This is a genomic window from Streptomyces rhizosphaerihabitans (genome assembly GCF_025399795.1).
GTDB lineage: Bacteria > Actinomycetota > Actinomycetes > Streptomycetales > Streptomycetaceae > Streptomyces > Streptomyces rhizosphaerihabitans.
This window is the reverse complement of the sequence record NZ_JAODTZ010000027.1, coordinates 1-21,732: the sequence shown is the minus strand read 5'-3', so window position 1 is coordinate 21,732 and position 21,732 is coordinate 1. Positions and strand designations below refer to the sequence as shown.

General features: G+C 70.8%; 18 protein-coding genes. 5 read left to right on the top strand and 13 right to left on the bottom strand.

Annotated features, from left to right (window positions below; all coding sequences use genetic code 11):
- Positions 1–33: 33 nt before the first annotated feature.
- The gene (locus tag N4G66_RS25330; protein WP_261706492.1) at positions 34–849 is read right to left on the bottom strand and encodes a carbon-nitrogen family hydrolase; all 816 of its coding nucleotides are present in this window, start codon (positions 847–849) and stop codon (positions 34–36) included.
- Positions 850–1,003: 154 nt separating this feature from the next.
- Between N4G66_RS25330 and N4G66_RS25325 the strand changes: the two genes are divergently transcribed.
- Positions 1,004–1,828, top strand: coding sequence for a maleylpyruvate isomerase family mycothiol-dependent enzyme (locus tag N4G66_RS25325; protein ID WP_261706491.1), 825 nt, complete (start codon positions 1,004–1,006; stop codon positions 1,826–1,828).
- A gap of 366 nt (positions 1,829–2,194) precedes the next feature.
- Here the strand turns inward: N4G66_RS25325 and N4G66_RS25320 are convergent, their stop codons facing one another.
- Together N4G66_RS25320 and N4G66_RS25315 are read right to left on the bottom strand one after the other, a co-directional pair.
- Positions 2,195–3,493 carry an MFS transporter gene (locus tag N4G66_RS25320; protein WP_261706490.1) on the bottom strand — a complete coding sequence of 433 codons (1,299 nt, stop codon included), beginning with the start codon at positions 3,491–3,493 and terminating at the stop codon, positions 2,195–2,197.
- Positions 3,490–4,164 carry a GntR family transcriptional regulator gene (locus tag N4G66_RS25315; protein WP_261706489.1) on the bottom strand — a complete coding sequence of 225 codons (675 nt, stop codon included), beginning with the start codon at positions 4,162–4,164 and terminating at the stop codon, positions 3,490–3,492. Before N4G66_RS25315 ends, N4G66_RS25320 begins: the two co-directional genes overlap by 4 nt.
- Positions 4,165–4,376: 212 nt before the next feature.
- Here N4G66_RS25315 and N4G66_RS25310 point away from each other — a divergent pair, with 212 nt between their 5' ends.
- A complete protein-coding gene (locus N4G66_RS25310; RefSeq protein WP_261706488.1) occupies positions 4,377–5,273 on the top strand; it encodes a D-alanyl-D-alanine carboxypeptidase family protein in 897 nt (298 codons plus the stop codon).
- A gap of 199 nt (positions 5,274–5,472) precedes the next feature.
- Here the strand turns inward: N4G66_RS25310 and N4G66_RS25305 are convergent, their stop codons facing one another.
- The 3 genes from N4G66_RS25305 to pdhA are packed head-to-tail and all read right to left on the bottom strand — an operon-like array spanning position 5,473 to position 9,159.
- Positions 5,473–6,936, bottom strand: a complete 1,464-nt coding sequence (locus N4G66_RS25305; protein WP_261706487.1) for a dihydrolipoamide acetyltransferase family protein — start codon at positions 6,934–6,936, stop codon at positions 5,473–5,475.
- A gap of 10 nt (positions 6,937–6,946) precedes the next feature.
- Positions 6,947–7,927, bottom strand: a complete 981-nt coding sequence (locus tag N4G66_RS25300) for an alpha-ketoacid dehydrogenase subunit beta (protein ID WP_261706486.1) — start codon at positions 7,925–7,927, stop codon at positions 6,947–6,949.
- Positions 7,928–7,929: 2 nt separating this feature from the next.
- Positions 7,930–9,159 (bottom strand): pyruvate dehydrogenase (acetyl-transferring) E1 component subunit alpha, encoded by a 1,230-nt coding sequence (gene pdhA, locus N4G66_RS25295; RefSeq protein WP_261706485.1) that lies wholly within the window; start codon positions 9,157–9,159, stop codon positions 7,930–7,932.
- Positions 9,160–9,572: 413 nt separating this feature from the next.
- Between pdhA and N4G66_RS25290 the strand changes: the two genes are divergently transcribed.
- Positions 9,573–10,235: a response regulator transcription factor gene (locus N4G66_RS25290; RefSeq protein WP_315903689.1), complete on the top strand. Its 663-nt coding sequence runs from the start codon at positions 9,573–9,575 to the stop codon at positions 10,233–10,235.
- Between the two features lie 229 nt (positions 10,236–10,464).
- Here N4G66_RS25290 and N4G66_RS25285 read toward each other — a convergent pair whose 3' ends face one another.
- Positions 10,465–12,030, bottom strand: a complete 1,566-nt coding sequence (locus tag N4G66_RS25285; protein ID WP_261706483.1) for a protein kinase domain-containing protein — start codon at positions 12,028–12,030, stop codon at positions 10,465–10,467.
- Positions 12,031–12,335: 305 nt separating this feature from the next.
- Between N4G66_RS25285 and N4G66_RS25280 the strand changes: the two genes are divergently transcribed.
- Positions 12,336–13,949 (top strand): protein kinase domain-containing protein, encoded by a 1,614-nt coding sequence (locus N4G66_RS25280; protein WP_261706482.1) that lies wholly within the window; start codon positions 12,336–12,338, stop codon positions 13,947–13,949.
- A 205-nt stretch (positions 13,950–14,154) separates the two neighbouring features.
- On the opposite strand, the gene N4G66_RS25275 is transcribed toward N4G66_RS25280, so the two are convergent.
- A complete protein-coding gene (locus N4G66_RS25275; RefSeq protein WP_261706481.1) occupies positions 14,155–14,697 on the bottom strand; it encodes a bacterial proteasome activator family protein in 543 nt (180 codons plus the stop codon).
- A 228-nt stretch (positions 14,698–14,925) separates the two neighbouring features.
- Between N4G66_RS25275 and N4G66_RS25270 the strand changes: the two genes are divergently transcribed.
- Entirely contained in the window at positions 14,926–15,642 is a 717-nt protein-coding gene (locus N4G66_RS25270; RefSeq protein WP_261706480.1) for a hypothetical protein, read from the top strand.
- 338 nt (positions 15,643–15,980) lie between these two features.
- On the opposite strand, the gene N4G66_RS25265 is transcribed toward N4G66_RS25270, so the two are convergent.
- The 5 genes from N4G66_RS25265 to N4G66_RS25245 form a co-directional block, all read right to left on the bottom strand.
- On the bottom strand, positions 15,981–16,961 hold the full coding sequence (locus N4G66_RS25265) for an NAD(P)H-quinone oxidoreductase (RefSeq protein WP_261706479.1): 981 nt from the start codon (positions 16,959–16,961) through the stop codon (positions 15,981–15,983).
- A gap of 30 nt (positions 16,962–16,991) precedes the next feature.
- Complete coding sequence (locus tag N4G66_RS25260) at positions 16,992–18,089, bottom strand: potassium channel family protein (protein ID WP_261706478.1); 1,098 nt, start codon at positions 18,087–18,089, stop codon at positions 16,992–16,994.
- Between the two features lie 48 nt (positions 18,090–18,137).
- Positions 18,138–19,586 (bottom strand): molybdopterin molybdotransferase MoeA, encoded by a 1,449-nt coding sequence (locus N4G66_RS25255; protein ID WP_261706477.1) that lies wholly within the window; start codon positions 19,584–19,586, stop codon positions 18,138–18,140.
- Complete coding sequence (locus tag N4G66_RS25250) at positions 19,583–20,632, bottom strand: molybdenum cofactor guanylyltransferase (RefSeq protein ID WP_261706476.1); 1,050 nt, start codon at positions 20,630–20,632, stop codon at positions 19,583–19,585. The genes N4G66_RS25255 and N4G66_RS25250 overlap by 4 nt, the downstream gene beginning before the upstream one ends.
- Before the next feature lie 81 nt (positions 20,633–20,713).
- The coding region (locus N4G66_RS25245) for a dihydrolipoamide acetyltransferase family protein (protein ID WP_261706475.1) at positions 20,714–21,732 on the bottom strand (1,019 nt) is incomplete at its 5' end.

The window sequence follows — 21,732 nt, the reverse complement described above, 5'->3', positions numbered from 1 at the left end:
GCCGCGCTGCCGGGTCGGCCGCCCTGCCGCCGGTCAGCGGCGGGGAGTCTCCAGGCCCAGCAGCCGGTCCTTCAGGGCCGGGAACTGTTCCCGTGTCGTCGCGACCTTCGACGGGTCGAAGTCCACCGTGAGGATCTCCTCGTCCGAGCCCGCCTCGGCGAGGACCTCTCCCCACGGGTCGACCACGATCGAGTGACCGGCCTGGGGAACTCCCGCGTGCGTACCGGCCGTTCCGCAGGCGAGGACGTACGCCTGGTTCTCGACGGCGCGTGCCTGTGCGAGCAGGGTCCAGTGGGAGCGGCGCCGTTCGGGCCAGCCGGCCGGAAGGACGAAGGTCTGCGCCCCCGCGTCGACGAGCCCGCGGAAGAGTTCGGGGAACCGGAGGTCGTAGCAGGTGGCCATGCCGAGGACGGTCTCCGGCAGCCGCACCGTCACCAGGTCCGTGCCCGCGCCCATCAGTACGGCCTCGCCCTGGTCGAAGCCGAAGCGGTGGATCTTGCGGTAGGCGGCGACGAGTTCACCTGCGGGGGAGTAGACGAGGGAGGTGTTGTAGAGGGGCGACTCGGTCGTGGAGCCGGCCTCGGACTCGGCGCGCTCGGGGATCGAGCCCGCGTGCAGCCACACGCCCGCGTCGCCGGCCGCCTTGCTCATCGCCTCGTGGGTCGGCCCGTCGAGCGGCTCGGCCTGCGCCCCGAACTCCTCGTAGGCGAAAGCGCCGACGGTCCACAATTCGGGGAGCACGACGAGATCGACTTCGGCTTGATCCCGTACCAGATCGGCCACACGACGTCTGCGGGCCGCGACCGATTCGTTGTCGTTTACGTCGATCTGGAGGAGCGAGGCGCGCACACTACCACCGTCCTGGCATTCGAGCCGTCGATACGGGCCTACGATCGTCACACGAAAGCACTGCCGGGGTGCCTCACAGCAGCGTAACTTAGCGTCCCAAGACACCCGCTGCCTGTGCACTGCCCGCGTCCAACCGCCCGAGGGGTCCCGTTCCGTGAGTCTGCATCCGAGTCTTCAGTCCTACGCCGACGCCTGGGCCCACTCGATCGAAGCGATATCCGAGCTGGTGCAGCCGCTGGTGGAGGGCGAGTGGAACCGGCGGACTCCGTGTCCCGGCTGGTCGGTCCGCGACATCGTCTCGCATGTCATCGGGCTGGACTGCGAGATGCTCGGCGATCCCCGGCCGATCCACACGCTTCCCCGCGATCTCTACCACGTGACGAACGAACACCAGCGGTACATGGAGATGCAGGTCGACGTGCGCCGCCACCACACGGCACCGGAGATGACCTCCGAGCTGGAGTACACGGTCATCCGGCGCAACCGACAGCTGCGGAACGAGTCGCGGCAGCCCGACGCGAAGGTGCGCGGTCCTCTCGGCACCGAGGTCACCCTCGAACACGCGATGCGCAACCGCGCGTTCGACGTATGGGTGCACGAGCAGGACCTGCGGTACACGCTGGGCCGGCCGGGGAACCTCGACTCCCCCGGTTCGCAGATCGTGCGGGACGAGTTGCTGGCCGCACTGCCGAAGGTCGTCGCCAAGAACGCGGGGGCGCCGGCGAACTCCGCGGTCGTCTTCGACGTGCACGGTCCGGTCGAGTTCCTCCGTACCGTCCGTATCGACGCCGACGGGCGCGGTTCGATAGACGGTTCGCCCTCCCTCGGTCCCGCCGCGAGCCTCGCCCTGGACTGGGAGACCTTCGTCCGGCTCGCCTGCGGCCGCGTCCACCCCGACACCGTGTCCGACCGCATCAAGGCCGAGGGCGACCCGGAACTGACCGCGGCGATCCTGCGCAACTTCACCGTCACGCCGTAACGGGGCCGGGCGGGACGGTCCTCCCGCCCCGCCGTCTCGCTCCGCCGTTCCCATGTCCGGAACCGCTCCCGTGTCCGGGGGCCTTCGCGCGCCTGGGATCTTCGGGTGTCCGGGGCCTTCGCGTGTCCGGGATCCCGCCGTCGTACCGACGTGCTCGTCCTCAGTCGCCGGACAACCCAGGGCTTTCCGGCGCGCCCGGACCGCAGGGGCGGCTCGGCTCCTCCGGCCTTCGTGGAGCAGGCCGGGCCGTTGGGCAAACGCCCAGGTCGGGAGCCCGATGGCAGCGGCAGCGGCAGCGGCAGCGGCAGCGGCAGCGGCAGCGGCAGCGGCAGCGGCAGCGGCAGCGGGACGGTACAGCCCCGATGGCTACGCCGGCACGTGCACCGTTTCCACCCGGCTGGCCACCAGCCGCTCCCGCTCCCGGCGGGCCGCCTGCTTCCGCAGCCGGAAGATCTGGCTCAGTCCGAGTGCCTGGAGCACGAACACCGCGGCGAAGGCGACCCGGTAGTTGTCGTCGGTGGCGTCGAGCAGGACGCCGATGGCCAGCAGCGTCGTCATCGAGGCGACGAAACCACCCATGTTGGTGATCCCGGACGCCGTCCCCTGACGCTCCGGCGGATTCGCCGGCCGCGCGAAGTCGAAGCCGAGCATCGAGGCCGGACCACAGGCCCCGAGCACGGTGCACAACGCGACCAGCACCCACATCGGCGCGTGCTCGCCGGGGTACACCAGCACCCCCGCCCACACGAAGGCCGTCGCCGCGACCGTGCCCAGCGCCAGCGGCAGCCGCGCGGTGTGGTGCCGGGCGACGATCTGCCCGTACACCAGCCCGACGACCATGTTGGACAGGACGACGAGCGTCAGCAGTTCACCGGCCGTGGCGCGCGAGAGACCCTGCGCCTGGACAAGGAACGGCATCCCCCACAGCAGCAGGAACACCATCGCCGGGAACTGCGTGGTGAAGTGCACCCACAGACCCAGCCGGGTGCCGGGTTCCCGCCAGGACGCGGCGATCTGCCGGCGGACGTACGCGGCACCCCGGTGCGGGAACGGCTCCGGCTCGTGTCCCTCGGGGTGGTCCTTGAGGAACAGCAGCAGGAGGACGAGGACGAGCACACCGGCGGCGGCGCTGCCGGCGAACGCGGCCGTCCAGCCCACTCCGTGCAGCAGCCGGGCGATCACGAGCGTCGAGACGAGGTTGCCCGCCATGCCGACCAGACCCGCGAACTGCGCGACCAGCGGTCCGCGCCGAGCGGGGAACCACCGCGTGCCGAGCCGCAGCACGCTGATGAAGGTCATCGCGTCACCGCAGCCCAGCAGGGCGCGCGAGGCGAGCGCCATGCCGTACGACGAGGAGAACGCGAAGCCCAGCTGCCCCGCCGTGAACAGCAGCACGCCGATGGTCAGCACCTTCTTCGTGCCGAGCCGGTCGACCAGCAGTCCGACCGGTATCTGCATGCCCGCGTACACGAGGAGCTGCAGGATGGAGAAGGTCGACAGGGCGGAGGCGCCCACATGGAAACGGTCCGCTGCGTCGAGTCCGGCCACCCCCAATGACGTACGGAAGATGACCGCGACGAAGTAGACCGAGACGCCGATGCCCCAGACGGCGATCGCGCGCCGGCCACCGGGCGGGTCGCCGGGCAGCGTGGCCGAGGAGCTCATCGGACCTCGCCCCGCGCCAGGTTGGAGAACCAGCTCACGTGTCCGTGGATGAGTCCGACGACCGCGTCGGCGTCGCCGGAGCGCAGCGCCTGGAGGATCTGTTCGTGTTCGACGAGCGTCTTGGTGATCCGGTCGGGGTGCGCGTGCATCACGGCCACTCCCATCCTCAACTGCCGGTCGCGGAGCTGGTCGTAGAGCCGGGAGAGGATCTCGTTGCCGCCGCTGCGGACGATCTCGGCGTGGAAGCAGCGGTCGGTGACGGCGGCGGCGGCCAGATCCCCGGCGGCGGCCTGCTCCTTCTGCTGGGCGAGCAGTTCCTCGAGGCGGGCCAGGAGCTGCGGCGATGCCGGTACGGCCTTGCGCGCGGCGTGCTCCTCGACGAGCTGGCGGGTCTCGACCACGTCCGCGATCTCCTGGGCGGAGACCGGCAGGACGAGCGCGCCCTTCTTCGGGTAGAGCCTGATCAGTCCTTCGGCTTCCAGCCGGAGCAGCGCCTCGCGGACCGGGGTGCGCGAGACGCCCACCGCGTCGGCGAGTTCGCCCTCGGTCAGCAGGGACCCGCCCTCGTAACGGCGCTCCAGGACTCCCTGTTTGACGTGTGCGTAGACGCGGTCGGCGGCGGGCGGCTGCTTCACGGCAGGCCGCATCGGCGCGGGTGGGGCTGAAGGCATGCGCACATCATAGATACAACACGTACGCATGCCGCGAGGTATTTCAGCATGCGGACCCCAACCGACCCCAACTGGCTTCTGGTGTAACCCAGGTCACATGAATTCCACTCGTTCGCCGTACATCCCTTTGCGCGCCCCGCGAGTCCGAACGTGAGACGGCACTGTCATGTGTCGTTCTCCCAGGGGCATTTCGCGCATACGGAGCGTTCATTTTGATTACCGGCATTAAGGGCACGCGTTTCCGCAGGGCCGCCGCTGTGACCCTCACGACCGGCGCCGTGCTGGCAGCCGGAGCCTTCGGCGCCGCGCCCGCGGGCGCGGTCGCCACGCCCACGATCGCCGCCAAGGGCGGCTACGTCATGAACAATGGCACCGGCACCACCCTCTACACCAAGGCGGCGGACACCCCGCTGTCCACCGGCTCCACCACGAAGATCATGACGGCCAAGGTCGTGCTGTCCCAGCCGAACCTGAACCTGGACGCCAAGGTCACGGTCCAGAAGGCGTACAGCGACTACATCGTCGCCAACACCGCCTCCTCGGCCCACCTGATCGTCGGTGACAAGGTCACCGTCCGTCAGCTCCTCTACGGGCTGATGCTGCCGTCCGGCTGCGACGCCGCGTACGCGCTCGCCGACAAGTTCGGTTCGGGCACGACGCGCGCCGCCCGTGTGAAGTCGTTCATCGGCAAGATGAACTCGGCCGCCACGAGCCTCCACCTGGCGCACACGCACTTCGACTCGTTCGACGGCATCGGCAACGGCAACAACTACTCGACGCCGCGCGACCTGACGAAGATCGCCAGCAGCGCCATGAAGAGCGCGACCTTCAAGACGGTCGTCAAGACCCAGACCACCAAGCAGAAGGTGACGACCGCGAGTGGCGGCTACCGCTACTACACGTGGGAGAACACCAACAAGCCTCTGCTGAGCGGCTACAGCGGCACGATCGGCATCAAGACCGGTTCGGGCCCCGAGGCGAAGTACTGCCTCGTCTTCGCCGCCACCCGTAACGGCAAGACGGTCATCGGCACGGTGCTCGCCTCCACGTCGATCACCCAGCGCACGTCGGACGCCACGAAGCTCATGAACTACGCCTTCGCCAGGTAAGGCGCGCAGACGGAAAAGAGGGGCCTGCCGGGCGGTGCGCGGCGGGCCCCTCTCATGTCGCGGGCCGTCCGGGAGCCCGGCTCGACCACGCCGAGGGCGCCTCTTCTCGTACGGGATTCGTGCGAGAAGAGGCGCCCTCGGCGGTTACGGAATCGCTTCCGGGCGGCCGGTGGGACTCACGTCCCACCGGCCGGCCGGCTCACGCCCAGGTGATCAGCCGCTTGGGCTGCTCCAGGACGGCCGCCGTGTCCGCGAGGACCCGGGAGCCGAGCTCGCCGTCGACCAGGCGGTGGTCGAAGGAGAGCGCCAGCGTGGTGACCTGACGGGGCTTGACCTTGCCCTTGTGCACCCAGGGCTGGAGCTTGATCGCGCCCACCGCGAGGATCGCGGACTCGCCGGGGTTGAGGATCGGCGTGCCCGTGTCGACGCCGAAGACGCCGACGTTGGTGATCGTCACCGTGCCGCCCTGCATGGCGGCCGGCGAGGTCTTGCCCTCGCGGGCCGTGGCCACCAGTTCGCCCAGCGACTCGGCCAGCTGCGGCAGGGTCTTGGTGTGGGCGTCCTTGATGTTCGGCACGATCAGGCCACGGGGGGTGGCGGCGGCGATGCCCAGATTCACGTAGTGCTTCTGGACGATCTCCTGGCCGGCCTCGTCCCAGGACGCGTTGACGGCCGGGTTGCGCTTGATCGCGACCAGCAGGGCCTTGGCGACGAGCAGCAGCGGATTGACCCGCAGCCCCTGCATGCCCTTGTCCTGCTTGAGCTCCTCGACCAGGCGCATCGTGCGCGTCACGTCGAGGGTCACGAACTCGGTGACGTGCGGCGCGGTGAACGCCGAGCCCACCATCGCGGTGGCGATCGCCTTGCGGACACCCTTGACCGGGATCCGGGTCTCCCGCGCACCGTCGTACGACGCGGCCGGGGCCGGAGCCTGCGGCTGAACGCGGGCCGGGGCCTGCGGAGCCGGGGCCGGGGCGGCGACCGGAGCGGGTGCCTGTGCCGGGGCTGCCGCCGCGTGCACGTCCTCCCGCGTGATGATGCCGTCCGGGCCCGACGGGGTGACCGTCGCCAGGTCGACCCCGAGGTCCTTGGCGAGCTTGCGGACCGGGGGCTTGGCGAGGGGCCGCTGCCGGTCCGCGGACCCGTGGCCGTTGAGCTCGCCCTGGATCGCGGTGGCCGCGTAGAGCGTCTCGCTCTGCTCCACCGGGACCTCGGCCCCCTTGCGGGGGCGCCGCTTGGTGGAGGACTCCGCCACGCCGTACCCGACGAGGACCGGCGTGCGGCCCTCGGGCTTGGCCTCCTCGGCGGGGGCCGCCTCCGCCACCGGGGCGGCGGGAACGGCGGGAGCGGCGGCTGCCTGCGCGGCGGCCGGAGCCGCTTGCGCGGGCGCCGCCCCACCGGACACGTCCACCGCGATGATCACCTGGCCGACGTCCACCGTCGTGCCCTCGGGGAAGTGGAGCTCGGCCACCACGCCGTTGAACGGGATCGGCAGTTCGACCGCGGCCTTGGCCGTCTCGACCTCGCAGACGACCTGGCCGTCGGTGACCGTGTCACCGGGCTGGACGTACCACTTGAGGATCTCCGCCTCGGTGAGTCCCTCGCCCACATCGGGCATCTTGAACTCGCGGAGTCCCGACGCGTTCTCAGTCATCGTCGTCACGACTCTCTCCTCAGTACGCCAGCGAGCGGTCGACGGCGTCGAGCACGCGGTCCAGGCCCGGAAGGTACTCGTCCTCCAGGCGGGCCGGCGGATACGGGGCGTGATAGCCGCCGACCCGCAGGACGGGCGCCTCCAGGTGGTAGAAGCACCGCTCGGTGATGCGGGCCGCGATCTCCGCGCCCGTCCCGAGGAACACCGGGGCCTCGTGCACCACGACCAGGCGGCGGGTCTTCTCGACCGAGGCCTGGATGGAGTCGAAGTCGATCGGCGACATCGAGCGCAGGTCCAGGACCTCGATCGACTTGCCCTCCTCCTGGGCGGCCGCGGCGGCCTCCAGGCAGACCTTCACCATCGGGCCGTACGCGACCAGGGTCAGGTCGCTGCCCTCGCGGGCCACCCGCGCCTTGTGCAGCGGACCGGGGATGGCGTCCTTGTTGACCTCGGCCTTGTCCCAGTAGCGCCGCTTCGGTTCGAAGAAGATCACCGGGTCATCGCTCTGGATGGCCTGCTGCATCATCCAGTAGGCGTCGTCGGCGTTCGACGGGGAGACCACCTTCAGGCCCGCCACGTGCGCGAAGAGCGCCTCGGGGGACTCCGAGTGGTGCTCGACGGCGCCGATGCCGCCGCCGTACGGGATACGGATGACGACGGGGAGCTTGATCTTGCCCAGCGCCCGCGCGTGCATCTTCGCGAGCTGGGTGACGATCTGGTCGTACGCCGGGAAGACGAATCCGTCGAACTGGATCTCCACGACCGGGCGGTAGCCGCGCAGGGCCAGGCCGATCGCGGTGCCGACGATGCCCGACTCGGCGAGCGGGGTGTCGATGACCCGCTCCTCGCCGAAGTCCTTCTGGAGTCCGTCGGTGACCCGGAAGACACCGCCGAGCTTGCCGACGTCCTCGCCCATGATGAGGACCTTGGGGTCGGTGTCGAGGGCCGTGCGCAGCGATTCGTTGATCGCCTTGGCCAGCGCCATCTTTTCGGTCGCCATGGCTACTTGCCCTCCCCTGCGTCCGCGAACGACGCCTGGTAGGCGGCGAACTGGGCGCGCTCCTCGTCGACGAGCGCGTGCCCGTCCGCGTACACGTTCTCGAAGATGGCGAATTTGTCCGGGTCCGGCATGGCCCGTACGACTTCGCGCACTCGCTTGCCCAACGCTTCGCTCTCGGTCTCGAGTTCCGCGAAGAATGCCTCGTCGGCGTGGTTCGCGGCCTCCAGGTAGGCGCGCAGGCGCAGGATCGGGTCCTTCGCCTCCCACGCCTCGCGCTCCTCGTCGGCCCGGTACTTGGTCGGGTCGTCGGAGGTGGTGTGCGCGCCCATGCGGTAGGTGTACGCCTCGACCAGGGTGGGGCCCTCGCCGCTGCGGGCCCGCTCCAGCGCCCACTTCGTGACCGCCAGGCAGGCGAGGACGTCGTTGCCGTCCACGCGGACGCCGGGGAAGCCGAAGCCCTGCGCGCGCTGGTACAGCGGCACGCGCATCTGGCGCTCGGTCGGCTCGGAGATCGCCCACTGGTTGTTCTGGCAGAAGAACACGACGGGCGCGTTGTAGACCGCCCCGAAGTTGAAGGCCTCCAGGACGTCGCCCTGGCTGGAGGCGCCGTCCCCGAAGTACGCGATCACGGCCGAGTCTGCGCCGTCCTTGGCGATGCCCATGGCATAGCCGGTGGCGTGCAGCGTCTGCGAGCCGATGACGATCGTGTACAGGTGGAAGTTGTTGCCGTTCGGGTCCCAGCCGCCGTTGTTCACACCCCGGAACATGCCGAGCAGGTTCGTCGGGTCGACGCCGCGGCACCAGGCGACGCCGTGCTCGCGGTAGGTCGGGAAGACGTAGTCGTCGTCGCGGGTGGCCCGGCCCGAACCGATCTGGGCGGCCTCCTGGCCGAGCATCGAGGCCCACAGGCCCAGCTCGCCCTGGCGCTGCAGAGAGGTGGCCTCCGCGTCGAAGCGGCGGCTCAGGACCATGTCCCGGTACAGGCCGCGCAGGTCCTCGGGGGTGATGTCGGCGACGTACGGGTCGTACGTGGCGTCCTTGACCCGCTCGCCTTCCGGGGTCAGCAGCTGAATGAGCTCCGGCTCGCCGCCCGTCGCCCCGGGCGACTTCTTGGCGGCCGCGCCGGCGCTCCTGCTCGCGGTGCTCTTGGTACCGGTCGTACTGGCGCTCGCGGCGCTCTTCGTACCGGCGCTGCGTCGCGGCTTTCGCGCGGCAGTGCTCTCCACGGTCACGTGTGCTCCTCCGTCGGTCCGGCCCCCGGGGTTGCCGGAAGGCTGGGGTCCCCCTCGCTCGCGGTTTGAGCTCGGGGGAGCGGCTCGCCTGTACCGGCACCCGTGCACGGGGTGGGTGCCACTCGGCCGGGAACAGGCGTGACAGGTGCCCCGGCGAGCGCCCTGCAACAGTCACGTTACCCAGTGCTTCACAATTCTGTGAAACCCCTCCTGACCTGCGATTTTGATAGGAAATCCAAGTACTTGGATACGTGGATTTCCTACTAGATCGAGCAGATCGGGAACAGTCGCTGGTCACAGCACTGGTTACAGCCTTGCAGGGGGCCGGAACACCGGCACGTTATCCCGGCCACCCCGGGCTCGGGAAGAGCTCACCTGGGGCAATGCCCATGATCGTGTGTGACACTGACAGCGTGCGTGAAATCGGGAAAATCACCGTATTCCTACTCGATGACCACGAAGTCGTCCGTCGCGGAGTCCATGAACTTCTGTCGGTCGAGGACGACATCGAAGTGGTCGGGGAGGCCGGTACGGCGGCCGACGCACTGGTCCGGATCCCGGCCACCCGCCCGGACGTGGCCGTCCTGGACGTACGCCTCCCGGACGGCAGCGGCGTGGAGGTCTGCCGTGAGATCCGCTCCGCGAACGAGGACATCAAGTGCCTGATGCTGACCTCGTACGCCGACGACGAGGCCCTGTTCGACGCGATCATGGCGGGTGCGTCGGGCTATGTCCTCAAGGCTATCCGCGGCAATGAACTGCTCGCGGCCGTACGGAACGTCGCGGCCGGAAAATCCCTGCTCGACCCGGTGGCCACCGCGCGTGTCCTGGAGCGGCTGCGGGACGGCGGCACCAGGGGCGACGACCGGCTCGCCCGCCTCACCGACCAGGAACGCAGGATCCTCGACCTGATCGGCGAGGGGCTCACCAATCGCCTGATCGGAGAGCGACTGCACCTCGCCGAGAAAACGATCAAGAACTACGTGTCGAGCCTGCTGTCCAAACTGGGGATGCAACGCCGGTCGCAGGCGGCGGCCTATGTGGCGCGCATACAGGCGGAACAGCAGCACCACTGACACCGAGCAGCACTGACACCGAACACCACCGAACGAAACACCGCCTCCGAGGGCGGGTGCCTCTTTCCCGCACGGCCCGGATCGGCGGCGCCGGCACGACCTGTGCCGCGCCGGACACCCAACGCCGGACACCCCACCCAACGCCGCGCGCGCGTGAAGCCCGTGTGGGCCTCCCGCGCGCGTGGAAGGTGTGCTCTTCTCGGATCCGTTCGGACCCTGCCGAATCAGGTCAGCCCAGGTCCCCCGCGGCGGGGGACTCGGTGCCGCCGTCCGCCGGATCGCTGGACGTCGGTTCCGTCGTCGGCGTGGTCGGTTCGCCCGTCGGGGCCGCCGTGGTCGGCTTCGTCTTCGTCGGCTGGTCGGTCGGCTCGTCCGTCGGCGGCTCGCTGGTCGCGCTCGGGGTCGGCTGGTACGACGGGGTGTAGCCCGTGCCGTCGCCGGTGTCGGTCGAGCCGTCCGAGGTGTCGTCCGTGGACTGGTCCGTGGCCGTTTCGGTGGGCTGCTCGGTGGAGTCGTCGCTCTTGCTGGAGTGCGTTGCGGCCGGCGGCTGCGAGGTGCCGGTCCCCGCGCCCCCGCCGTTGCCGGTGTTGTTGAGCGCCAGCGCGACACCCGCCGCGATGGCGATCAGGGCGAACACCGCGAGGATCCACAGCTTGCCGCGGCCGCCGCCCTGGTTGCCGTGCCCCTCGAAGCCGCCGTCGTCACCGCCGCCCCGGTAGGGCGGGATGAGCGGCGCCGGGATCTGGGTGGTTCCGTAGTCACCGGGGTGCGGCAGCGCGGCCGTACCGGCGAAACCGGCCGCCGGGGTGTGCAGCCCCTCGTGCAGGGTGACCGGACCGGTGTTCCAGGTGCCGGTGTGACTGCCCTGGTCGTACAGCATCTGCAGCGCGTACTGGACGAGGCCGCGCATCTCCTCGGCGGTCTGGAACCGGTCGTCCGGATCCTTCGCGAGGGCGCGCATGACCAGCCCGTCGAGCTCCGGCGGCGCCCCGGCCGCGACCTCCGACGGGGGCACCGGGATGTCCTGGACGTGCTGGTAGACCACCGAGAGCGGCGTCTCGCCGGTGAACGGGGGCCGCAGCGCGAGGAGTTCGTAGAGCAGACAGCCGGTCGCGTACAGGTCGGAGCGGTGGTCGACGGCCTTGCCGAGCGCCTGCTCCGGCGAGAGGTACTGCGGGGTGCCCATGACCATGCCGGTCTGGGTCATCGTCGACTGCGCGCCGTGCAGGGCGCGCGCGATGCCGAAGTCCATCACCTTGACCGCGCCGGTCTCCGTGATGATCACGTTCGCCGGCTTGATGTCACGGTGCACGATGCCGTGCTGGTGCGAGTAGGCGAGCGCCTCCAGGACACCGGAGACGATGATCAGCGCCTGCTCGGGCCCGGGGGCCTCGGCGTTGATCAGCAGATCGCGGATCGTGTGACCCTCGACGATCTCCATCACGATGTACGGGACGACACCGTGCCCGACCACGTCCTCGCCGGAGTCGTACACGGCGACGACCGCATGGTGGTTGAGCCCCGCGACCGACTGTGCCTCGCGTGTGAAACGCGCCTTGGACACGGGGTCCTCGGCCAGGTCGGAACGGAGCAGCTTGACCGCCACGGTCCGCCCCAGGCGAACGTCCTCGGCGGCGAACACCTCGGCCATACCGCCCCGGCCGAGTCTGTGCGTCAGCCGATACCGGCCGTCGCCGACCAGCCCGCCGTTACCCCACATCTCCGGCGCATCTGACATACCGCCGCCAGTCGCCTCGGGGTCGGACGGGCCCTGAGCGCGCTGCTGCTGTGCCATCAGTCCTCGCCGTCGTTTCTGCCCGCGGTCTGCGCGGTGGTTGTTACGGTCTCCGTCGGGCCACGCTACAGGCTCCACGCAGGGCGCCGGTCCGAGATGAACGTGAGATGGACCGGCCATCCAACCCGTCGGAGTGCCGTCGGTGCAAATTCCGTGTACCGGCCGTACGCCACCTGTAACGCTTCCGCGACGCTTCTTTCTCAGACGGTCACGGAACGGGCACCGAGCTTGACGTGTCCGTGCCCTCGGGCAGACTTGGCCCGGAATAAGCCAATCGATCACCGATGCCTCGGGGGACGCAGAACATGAGCCAGGACGGCGCACAGGGCCGGTACGCGGGGCGCGCGGTCGCCGGCGGCCGCTACCAGCTGCGCGATCTGCTCGGCGAGGGCGGTATGGCCTCGGTGCATCTCGCCTACGACTCGGTGCTCGACCGCCAGGTCGCGATCAAGACGCTGCACACCGAACTCGGCCGCGAGCAGGCCTTCCGCGAGCGCTTCCGCCGCGAGGCCCAGTCGGTCGCCAAGCTCACCCACACGAACATCGTCTCGGTCTTCGACACCGGCGAGGACGACCTCGACGGCATGACGACGCCGTACATCGTCATGGAGTACATCGAGGGCAAGCCGCTCGGCTCCGTCCTCGACGCGGACATCCAGCAGTACGGCGCGATGCCCGCCGACAAGGCCCTGAAGATCACCGCGGACGTGCTGGCCGCCCTGGAGATCAGCCACGAGATGGGCCTGGTCCACCGGGACATCAAGCCGGGCAACGTGATGATGACCAAGCGCAATGTCGTCAAGGTCATGGACTTCGGCATCGCCCGCGCCATGCAGTCCGGCGTCACCTCCATGACGCAGACCGGCATGGTCGTCGGCACCCCGCAGTACCTCTCACCGGAGCAGGCCCTCGGCCGGGGCGTCGACGCCCGGTCCGACCTGTACTCGGTCGGCATCATGCTGTTCCAGCTCGTCACCGGGCGGCTGCCGTTCGAGGCGGACTCTCCGCTGGCCATCGCCTACGCGCACGTCCAGGAGGAGCCGGTCGCGCCCTCCTCGGTCAACCGCTCGCTGCCCCCGGCGGTGGACGCGCTGATCGCCCGCGCGCTGAAGAAGAACCCGAACGAACGCTTCCCGAGCGCCGAGATCATGCGGGACGAGTGCCTGCGGGTCGCCCAGTCGTTCCAGGCGGCCGCGCCGAACATCGTGCCGGGCGCCCAGACGCCGAGCGGCTCGGGCGTCGGCTCCGCCGTCTTCCCGCCGGTCGACCAGGGCACCCCGGCACCCGGACCCGTACAGATGCCGTACCAGCCGGGCCCGTACGGCACGCCGACCCCCGCCCCCGCGTACGGCTACCCGCAGCAGGGCGGCTACCAGACTCCGCAGACCGCCGCGTACTCCCCGCAGCACGGCACGTCGACCCCGCCGCCGTACAACCTCACGCCCCAGCCCGCCCCCGGCGGCTCGGGCGGCGGCAGGAGCAACAAGGCGGTCGTGATCGGTTCCGTCGTGGTCGCGCTCATCGCGATCGGCGGCCTGATCACGGCGCTCGCCATGAGCGGCGGGAACGGCGACGACAACAAGGGCGGCGGGAACGGCGCCAGCAAGTCGCCCACCGTGGTCGAGGGGTACAAGGGTCCGGACACGTCGAAGAAGATCGACACCGAGAAGTGCACGGATCCGCAGGAGGCGTACGACGACCCGGACAAGATCCAGGTCCCGGACTTCCACTTCAAGAACCTCGACTCGGTGAAGTCCTGCTTCCAGGCCGCCGGTTGGCAGATGAAGATCACGCGCGTGGACGAGAACACGTACGGCAAGGACACGGTCATGGACCAGTTCCCCTCCGTCGGCGACGACGTCGACCCGAAGAACATGCCCGAGATCGAGCTCAAGGTGTCGACGGGCAACCCCGCCTGAAGCCTCCCTGAACGCTCGCAGCGGTTCGGGCGGGCCGTGCGGTTCGTGCGACCGCGCGATGCAAGTGGACCCTGCAGTCCGAGTGGCCCGAGCGTGCCTCGGCAGCGGAATCGGGAACGGGCCCGGCACTTCGGTGCCGGGCCCGTTTCGGTCGGGGTGACCTTGGCTCGCTGGGGTGACGGGGATGACTCGGTGACCCGCGTAATTACAGGTACGGTCCGCCCGAGCGACCTCCCGTGCGGGGGTCCTCATCGCCGTCCAGACCGCCGACACCCGGCGGAAGGGCACGGCGCATCTGCTCCAGCTGCGCCCTGGCCGCCATCTGCTGGGCGAACAGGGTCGTCTGGATCCCATGGAAGAGTCCCTCGAGCCAGCCCACCAACTGAGCCTGCGCGATCCGCAGTTCCGCGTCGCTGGGGGTGCCCTCGTCCGTGAAGGGCAAGGAGAGCCGCTCCAGTTCCTCCACGAGCTCGGGGGCCAGACCGTCCTCCAGCTCCTTCACGGAACTCGCGTGGATCTCCTTCAGCCGGACCCGGCTGGCCTCGTCCAGAGGTGCGGCGCGCACCTCCTCCAGCAGCTGCTTGATCATGCTGCCGATGCGCATCACCTTGGCGGGCTGTTCCACCATCTCCGTCACCGGGATCTCGCGGGAGTCCTCGTCCCCGGTGCCGCCGAGAGCCATTCCGTCCTGGCCGACAACCAGGATCTGAGGGTTCTCCGGCGACCGTTCGTTCCTCGGCATCTCCATGCCGCCATTCTCTCGCACCCACGTACTCCATCACGGTGGTGCCCCCCGTACACGGTGATCCACCACGTACGAAGGCCCAGTTCGCGACGGGACGGAGGTCTACGGCCCCTGAAGTGCGCGAATGAAGTCACTTTCTGTCGAGATGCCGGGATCACGGCGTCATGTGAGGCTTGTTGCGTCGATCACGGCACCCGTCTTGGCGAACCGTACCGGGAGGGGGTCACCGAGGTGACTCCATGGCTGCGCACCCTGCCCACGGCCGGACTGCTGACGATCGCCCTGCTGAACGGCCCGGGCCCCCTCGCGAACACCGCCCCCACAAGCTCCGGAGCCCCCTCGGCCCGGGCGAGCACCGGGGCTCCCGCGTCCGCCCCCGCGAACTCCGGGGCCCCCTCGTCCCGGGCAAGCTCCGGGACCCCCTCGGCTCCCGCAAACTCCGGGGCTCCCTCGTCCGTCGCAAGCTCCAGGGCTCCCTCGTCCCGGACAAGCTCCGGGATTCCCTCGTCCCGGACAAGCTCCGGGGTTCCCTCGTCCGCCGCCGCGTCGGCTCCGTCCGCCGAAGGGAGCTCGGCCTCGGACGCCGCCGGCCCCGCCGCCTCCGATCCCGCACGGCCCACCCTTACGGCGGACCCCTCCCGTGCGGGCAGCTTCGCGGGCGAGGGACGTACACGGCCCGGCCGCACGGAACCGGACACTCCGAACAGCCAGGACAACCCTGATCTCCAGAACACGGCCCCCGCCGCCGACACCGACCCCGGGCTCACGGAGCCGAGTGCGACCCCCGAGCCCTCGCGCAACGACGCGGTCCCCGTTCAGCAGAGCGTCGTGGGCCCCGGCTCCACGCCCGAGCCGGAGCCGGCGATCCTGCCGCTGGGCAGCGGCCTGATCCTCATCGGCCTGGGCCTGGGACTGGCGTTCCTGGCGCTGCGGGCGCGACGCGCCTGAGGCACCCCGCACGGAAGCGGTGCGCTTCGTCGCACTGTTCTCGGACTGAGGCACCCGGCACCGAAGCGGTGGGCCCCGTCGCACTGTTCTCGGACTGAGGCGCCCCGCACCGAAGCGGTGGGCCTCGTCGCACTGTTCTCGGACTGAGGCGCCCCGCACCGAAGCAGTGCACCTCGTGACCGCCTCTCGCCTCGTCGCCCTGTCCTCCTGGGCACACGGCACCCCAGGGGCCTGCGGCCCGCCACCGGGCGGGCACCTGAAGTCCGCCTCCGGGCGGCCACAGCACCCCCGGAAGAGGCCCGGCACTCCACCGGGGCCCGGGGAAGAGCGTGCCCGCCCTAGGGGGCGACCAGCAGCACCTTTCCGATATGGCTGCTCTCCTCCAGCACCCGGTGCGCCCCTGCCGCGTCGCTCATCGGCAGTTCACGGTCGATGACCGGACGGACATGGCCGGAGTCGATCAACGGCCACACATGCTCGCGTACGGCCGCCACGATCGCCGTCTTCTCGCTGAGCGGCCGGGCACGCAGCGAGGTCGCGCTGACGGCGGCGCGCTTGTTCAGGAGAACGGCGATGTTCAGCTCCGCCTTGATGCCGCCCTGCATGCCGATGATGGCGAGCCGGCCGTTGACGGCGAGAGCGCGCACGTTCGGGTCGAGGTACTTGGCGCCCATGTTGTCGAGGATGACGTCGGCACCCGCCCCGCCGGTGGCCCGCTTGATCTCCTCCACGAAGTCCTGCTCGCGGTAGTTGATCAGGATGTCCGCGCCCAGCTCGGCACAGAAGTCGAGCTTCTTCTTGGTGCCCGCCGTGACCGCGACCTTCGCTCCGACGGCCTTCGCCAGCTGGATCGCCATGGTGCCGATGCCGCTGGAGCCGCCGTGCACGAGCAGGGTCTCACCGGGGCGCAGGTGGGAGACCATGAAGACGTTCGACCAGACGGTGCACGTCACCTCGGGCAGCGCCGCCGCCTGCCGGACGTCCAGGCCCGCGGGCACGGGCAGCAGCTGCCCGGCCGGGACGGCGACCTTCTGGGCGTATCCGCCGCCCGCGAGCAGCGCGCACACCTCGTCGCCGACCGCCCAGCCGAGGACGCCCGTGCCGACCGCGGCGATGCGCCCCGAGCATTCGAGTCCGGGGTAGGGGGACGCCCCGGGCGGCGGGTTGTACAGGCCCTGCCGCTGCAGCAGATCAGCACGGTTGACGGCGCTGGCCACCACCTCGACCAGCACTTCGCCCTCGGCCGGCACCGGATCGGGGACCTCGTCCCACACCAGCGCCTCGGGCCCACCAGGTTCAGGAATCGTGATCGCGTACATGAGAGGGACGCTACTCCTGAGGGGCGCTGCCTATTCCTGCGGCAGGGGCCGAATGCCCGGCGTCGTCCAGGTGCCCCGAGTGACCCGCGCGATCGTGATCAGCCGGTCCGTCAACTGCAGTGTGCCGACGTCCGGATCGTCGTATCCGAGCACGCGATGCCCCCGTACGACGCTGACGACCAGGTCGGCGGTCTCCCGGACACCCTGGCCCACCTCGGCCTTCGTGACGGGCCGCTCGACGATGTCGAGCCCGCTGCCCTGATGGATCAGGTCCTCCATCACCATGCCCGCAGCGGGGCTGAGCACGGAGAGCCCGAGCAGCCGGCCGGCCGCGCTGGCGCTGGTGATGACCGCGTCGGCGCCGGACTGGCGGAGCAGCGGCGCGTTCTCCTCCTCGCGGACGGCAGCGACGATCTTCGCGCCGCGATTGAGCTGCCGGGCCGTCAGGGTGACCAGGACCGCGGTGTCGTCCCGCTGGGTGGCGATGATGATCTGCCGCGCCCTGTGGACCTCGGCACGCATCAGCACATCGCTGCGCGTGGCGTCCCCGATCACTCCCGCGTACCCGTCGGCCGTCGCCGCGTCGACCACCCTGGGGCTCGGGTCGACGACCACGACCTGTTCCTTCTTGAGCCCGGTCGCACAGACGGTCTCGACGGCCGACCGCCCCTTGGTCCCGAATCCGACAACGACGGTGTGATTCATCAAGGCCGTCCTCCAGCGGTTCAAGCGCCACTCCTCACGGGTGCGTTCCGTGAGGACCTCCAGCGTGGTGCCGACCAGGATGATCAGGAACAGCACCCGCAGGGGCGTGATGACCAGGATGTTGATGAGCCGGGCGACATCGCTGGTCGGGGTGACGTCGCCGTAGCCGGTGGTGGAAAGGGTGACTGTCGCGTAGTAGAAGGCGTCGAGCAGGTCGACGCTCCCGTCCGAGCTGTCGTTGTAGCCGTCGCGGTCGAACCAGACGATGAGCGCGGTGACCACGAGCACCAGCAGCGCCATCGCCAGCCTCTTGGCGACCTGCCGGATCGGACGCTCCACGACCTTCTGCGGCAGTCTCACCTGATGGGTCACGAGATGTTCGTCCGCTTGGCGGGCGATCGCGTCATGGCCCGGAAGTTTCACGTGAAACACTCCCCGCTCGGATTCATGCCGCTCCCGCCCTCGACCGGCTCAGACGAAGCACGCGTCGATCCCCGCGGTGGCCCACGGCAGATCGATGAGTTCCAGTTCCTGGCCGGCCCGCGCACCGCCCGGCGGTACGACCGCGAGCGCATCGGAGGCGGCGATGCCGCGCAGCATCGCCGGGCCGTTGTAGTGCAGCGGCGCGGCCCGGTCGCCTCGCAGCGAGACGGGGACGATCCGGGTGTCGTACGGGTGCCCCTGCACGGCTTCCTTGAGGGGCAGCGTGTACGGCTCCGGGGCCGCGCGTCCGGCCAGGGTGCGCAGCAGCGGCTCAGCGAGCGTGAGCAGTCCGGAGACGGCGGCGAGGGGGTTGCCGGGCAGGCCGACGAGGTGCTGGTTCTCCTGGGTGCGGGCCAGCAGCATCGGATGACCCGGCCGCACCTTGACGCCGTCCACCAGCAGTTCTGCGCCGATCCGGCGCAGCGTGGGGTGGACATGGTCGACGGGGCCGCCCGCGGTGCCGCCGGTGGTGACGATCAGGTCGGCCCGGGAGCCGGTGATGGCCTTGTGCAGCGCCTTGGCGTCGTCGCCGAGCCGGCGTACCGCGACGACCTCGGCGCCCAGCGCCCTCAGCCATGGCGGCAGCATGGGTCCGAGCGCGTCCCGGATGAGCCCCTCCCGGGGCAGTCCCTCGGTGAGCAACTCGTCGCCGAGGACGAGAACTTCGGCGCGCGGGCGGGGGACGACGGCGAGCGTGTCGTACCCGGCGGCCGCCGCGAGCCCCAGCACCGCGGGGGTGATCAGCGCTCCGAGCGGCAGCAGCTGGTCGCCGCTGCGGCACTCCTGGCCGCGCGGGCGGATGTCCTGACCGTGCGCGATCGCCGGGATTCCCCGGGAGCGGGCGGAGCCGGGCGTTTGCGCGCCGCTCGCGTGCAGCCGCCCCTTGTCGTCGAGGCGGCCGTGCTCGCTGCGCAGGACGGCGGTCGCGTCCCGCGGGACCCGCGCCCCGGTGGCGATCCGGACCGCCTCGCCGTCGCTGAGCCGCTCCGGCTCCGCGTGCCCGGCGAGTACGCCGTCCTCGCGCACGTCCCAGGGACCGGGTCCGGCGACCGCCCAGCCGTCCATGGCGGAGGTGTCGAAGGAGGGAAGGTCCGTGAGCGCGGTCAGGGGTGCGGCGAGGACGAGGCCGAGGGAGGCCTCCAGGGGGACCGAAACGGGGGTGCGGCGCGGCAGGGACCGGGCGGCCCGCTCGGCAACGGCTCGGGCCTCGGGCCACGGGGTGGACCGGTGATGGGTGTGTGCGCCCTTGCCGCTTTCCTGCGCGTCGGGCGCGGGAACCGCTGTCCGGTCGGTTCCCTGGGGGCCGAAGGCGGCGCTGTCCGCTCGGCCGGGCTCACCGGGCGCGCGGGCACCGGCTCCCTTGACCAGGGCGAGTGCCTCCTCGACGTCGAAGTCGTCGGCGTCCTGGCTGTCCCTGGTGGAGCGGGCGGCGGTCATCCGGCGTCCGGCTCGGTGGCGGGGGCCGTCGGGGTGGCTCCGGCGGGCGTGGTGGGGGTGGCGGCGTCCGGTTTGGCGTCGGGGGTGTCCTCGTCGGCCCAGCGGAGCGCGAGCGCGGTGGCCTTGCGGGCGGCCTCGGCGACCGCCTCCGGTCCTCCGCCGGCCAGCGCGGCCGCGTATCCGACGAGGAACGTGGTCAGTGGCGCGGCGGGCCTGGCCACCCCGTGCGCGGCATCGCGGGCCAGGTCGAGCAGAACGTCGGTGTCGACGTCCAGGTCGATGCCCAGCTCGTCCTTGACTGCGGAAATCCATTCATCCAGCACGTGCCCATGCTCCCTGATGCGTGCTCTGGCGGCGGCGATGTCGTCCCAGGTGTCGCAGTCGAAGGACGCGACGGGGTCGGAGATACGAGTGAGGTCGAGGGCGGCGACGAGCCGTCGGAGCGGCAGCCCGTCCAGTCCCCCGTGCGCGGCGGTGAGGACGGCCAGCTCACGGCGCAGCGCTTCCGCACGGTAGACGGCCACGAGGGGCTGATCCCGCCCGTCGGGGTCGGTGAGGAGGACGCCGTCGGGGCGGATGCCGGGACCGGTGCGGGCCGGGCGGGCGTCTTCGGCAGCGGGACGGGACTCGTGGGTGCCGTCGGGGCGAAGGGTGTCCAGCAGGCGCCGTACCGTCTCCTCCTCCAGGAACGGCAGGTCGGCCGAGAGCACGACGACACAGGGCGCCGTGGTGTGTCGCAGCCCGGCGTCCAGCGCGGCGAGGGGTCCCCCGCCCGGCGGGTCCTCGCGGGCCCACTCCACGGGGTGCGCGGTGGACCTGGGTTCGGCCACGACCACCGTGCGGTTCGCACCGGCGCACGCGGCCAGCACCCGGTCCAGCAGCGCCCGGCCGCCCACCCGTACGCCGGGCTTGTCCGCGCCGCCGAGCCGACGGGCCGCACCGCCCGCGAGCACGACGGCGTCGTACCCGGCATCGGCACCGGGGGTGCCCTGGGGGCCGGAGCTGCCCGAACGCCCGGTCGCGCCCTCGGGCTCGTACGCGGTCATGCCCCGAGTATGGGCGCCCGAGGGATCAGTGCCACCCCCCGGGGCACGGCATGGAAACGGGGGTGACCGGATCCCCAGGGGCTACAGGGTCCGCAGCAGCACCGCCGGCTGTTCCACGCAGTCCGCCACATACCGCAGGAAACCGCCCGCCGTACCGCCGTCGCAGACCCGGTGGTCGAAGGCGAGCGAGAGCTGGACGACCTGGCGCACCGCCAACTCGCCCTGGTGCACCCAGGGCTTGGGGATGATGCGGCCGACGCCGAGCATGGCCGCCTCGGGGTGGTTGATGATCGGCGTGGAGCCGTCGACGCCGAACACGCCGTAGTTGTTCAGCGTGAAGGTGCCGCCCGTGAGGTCCGCGGGCGTCAGCGTCCCGGTCCGGGCCGCCTCGGTCAGCCGGCCGAACTCCGCGCTCAGCCCTTCGGCGTCCCGTGTGTGCGCGTCGCGTACGACGGGGACGACGAGCCCCCGTTCGGTCTGGGCCGCGAAGCCCAGGTTCACGTGGTCGAGGCGGACGATCTCGCGGGCGTCCATGTCGACCGTCGAGTTGAGTTCGGGGTAGCGGGCCAGTGCCGCGGTACAGATCCGGGCCAGCAGGGCGAGCAGGGAGATCTTCGGGCCTCCCGCCGCGTTCATCGCCCTGCGTGCCTGCATGAGCTCCGTCGCGTCGGCATCCACCCAGCAGGTCGCGTCGGGGATCTCACGCCGACTGCGCGAGAGCTTGTCGGCGACGGCACCGCGGACTCCCCGGAGGGGGACACGGACACCGTGCGGGATGGCGCTCCGGGCGACACCGGCCGCACCGGGCACGACCGACGCGATGTCCGTGAGGGGCGCGTCGGGGCCGAGTCCGGCCGCCGGAGCGTGGTGCGGCTCCATGGTGGCGGACGATCGCAGCCGGCCGGTCGCCGCCGCACGCAGCGCGTACTCGACGTCGGCCCGCAGGATGAGTCCTTCGGGACCGGAGCCCTCCAACTCCCGCAGATCCACGCCGTTCTCCCGGGCGAGCCGGCGCACGAGGGGCGAGATGACCGGCACGGGGCCGTCACCTCGCGTCGCGGCGACGCCGTTCCGGGCGGCAGGCTCCTGGCCTGCCGCAG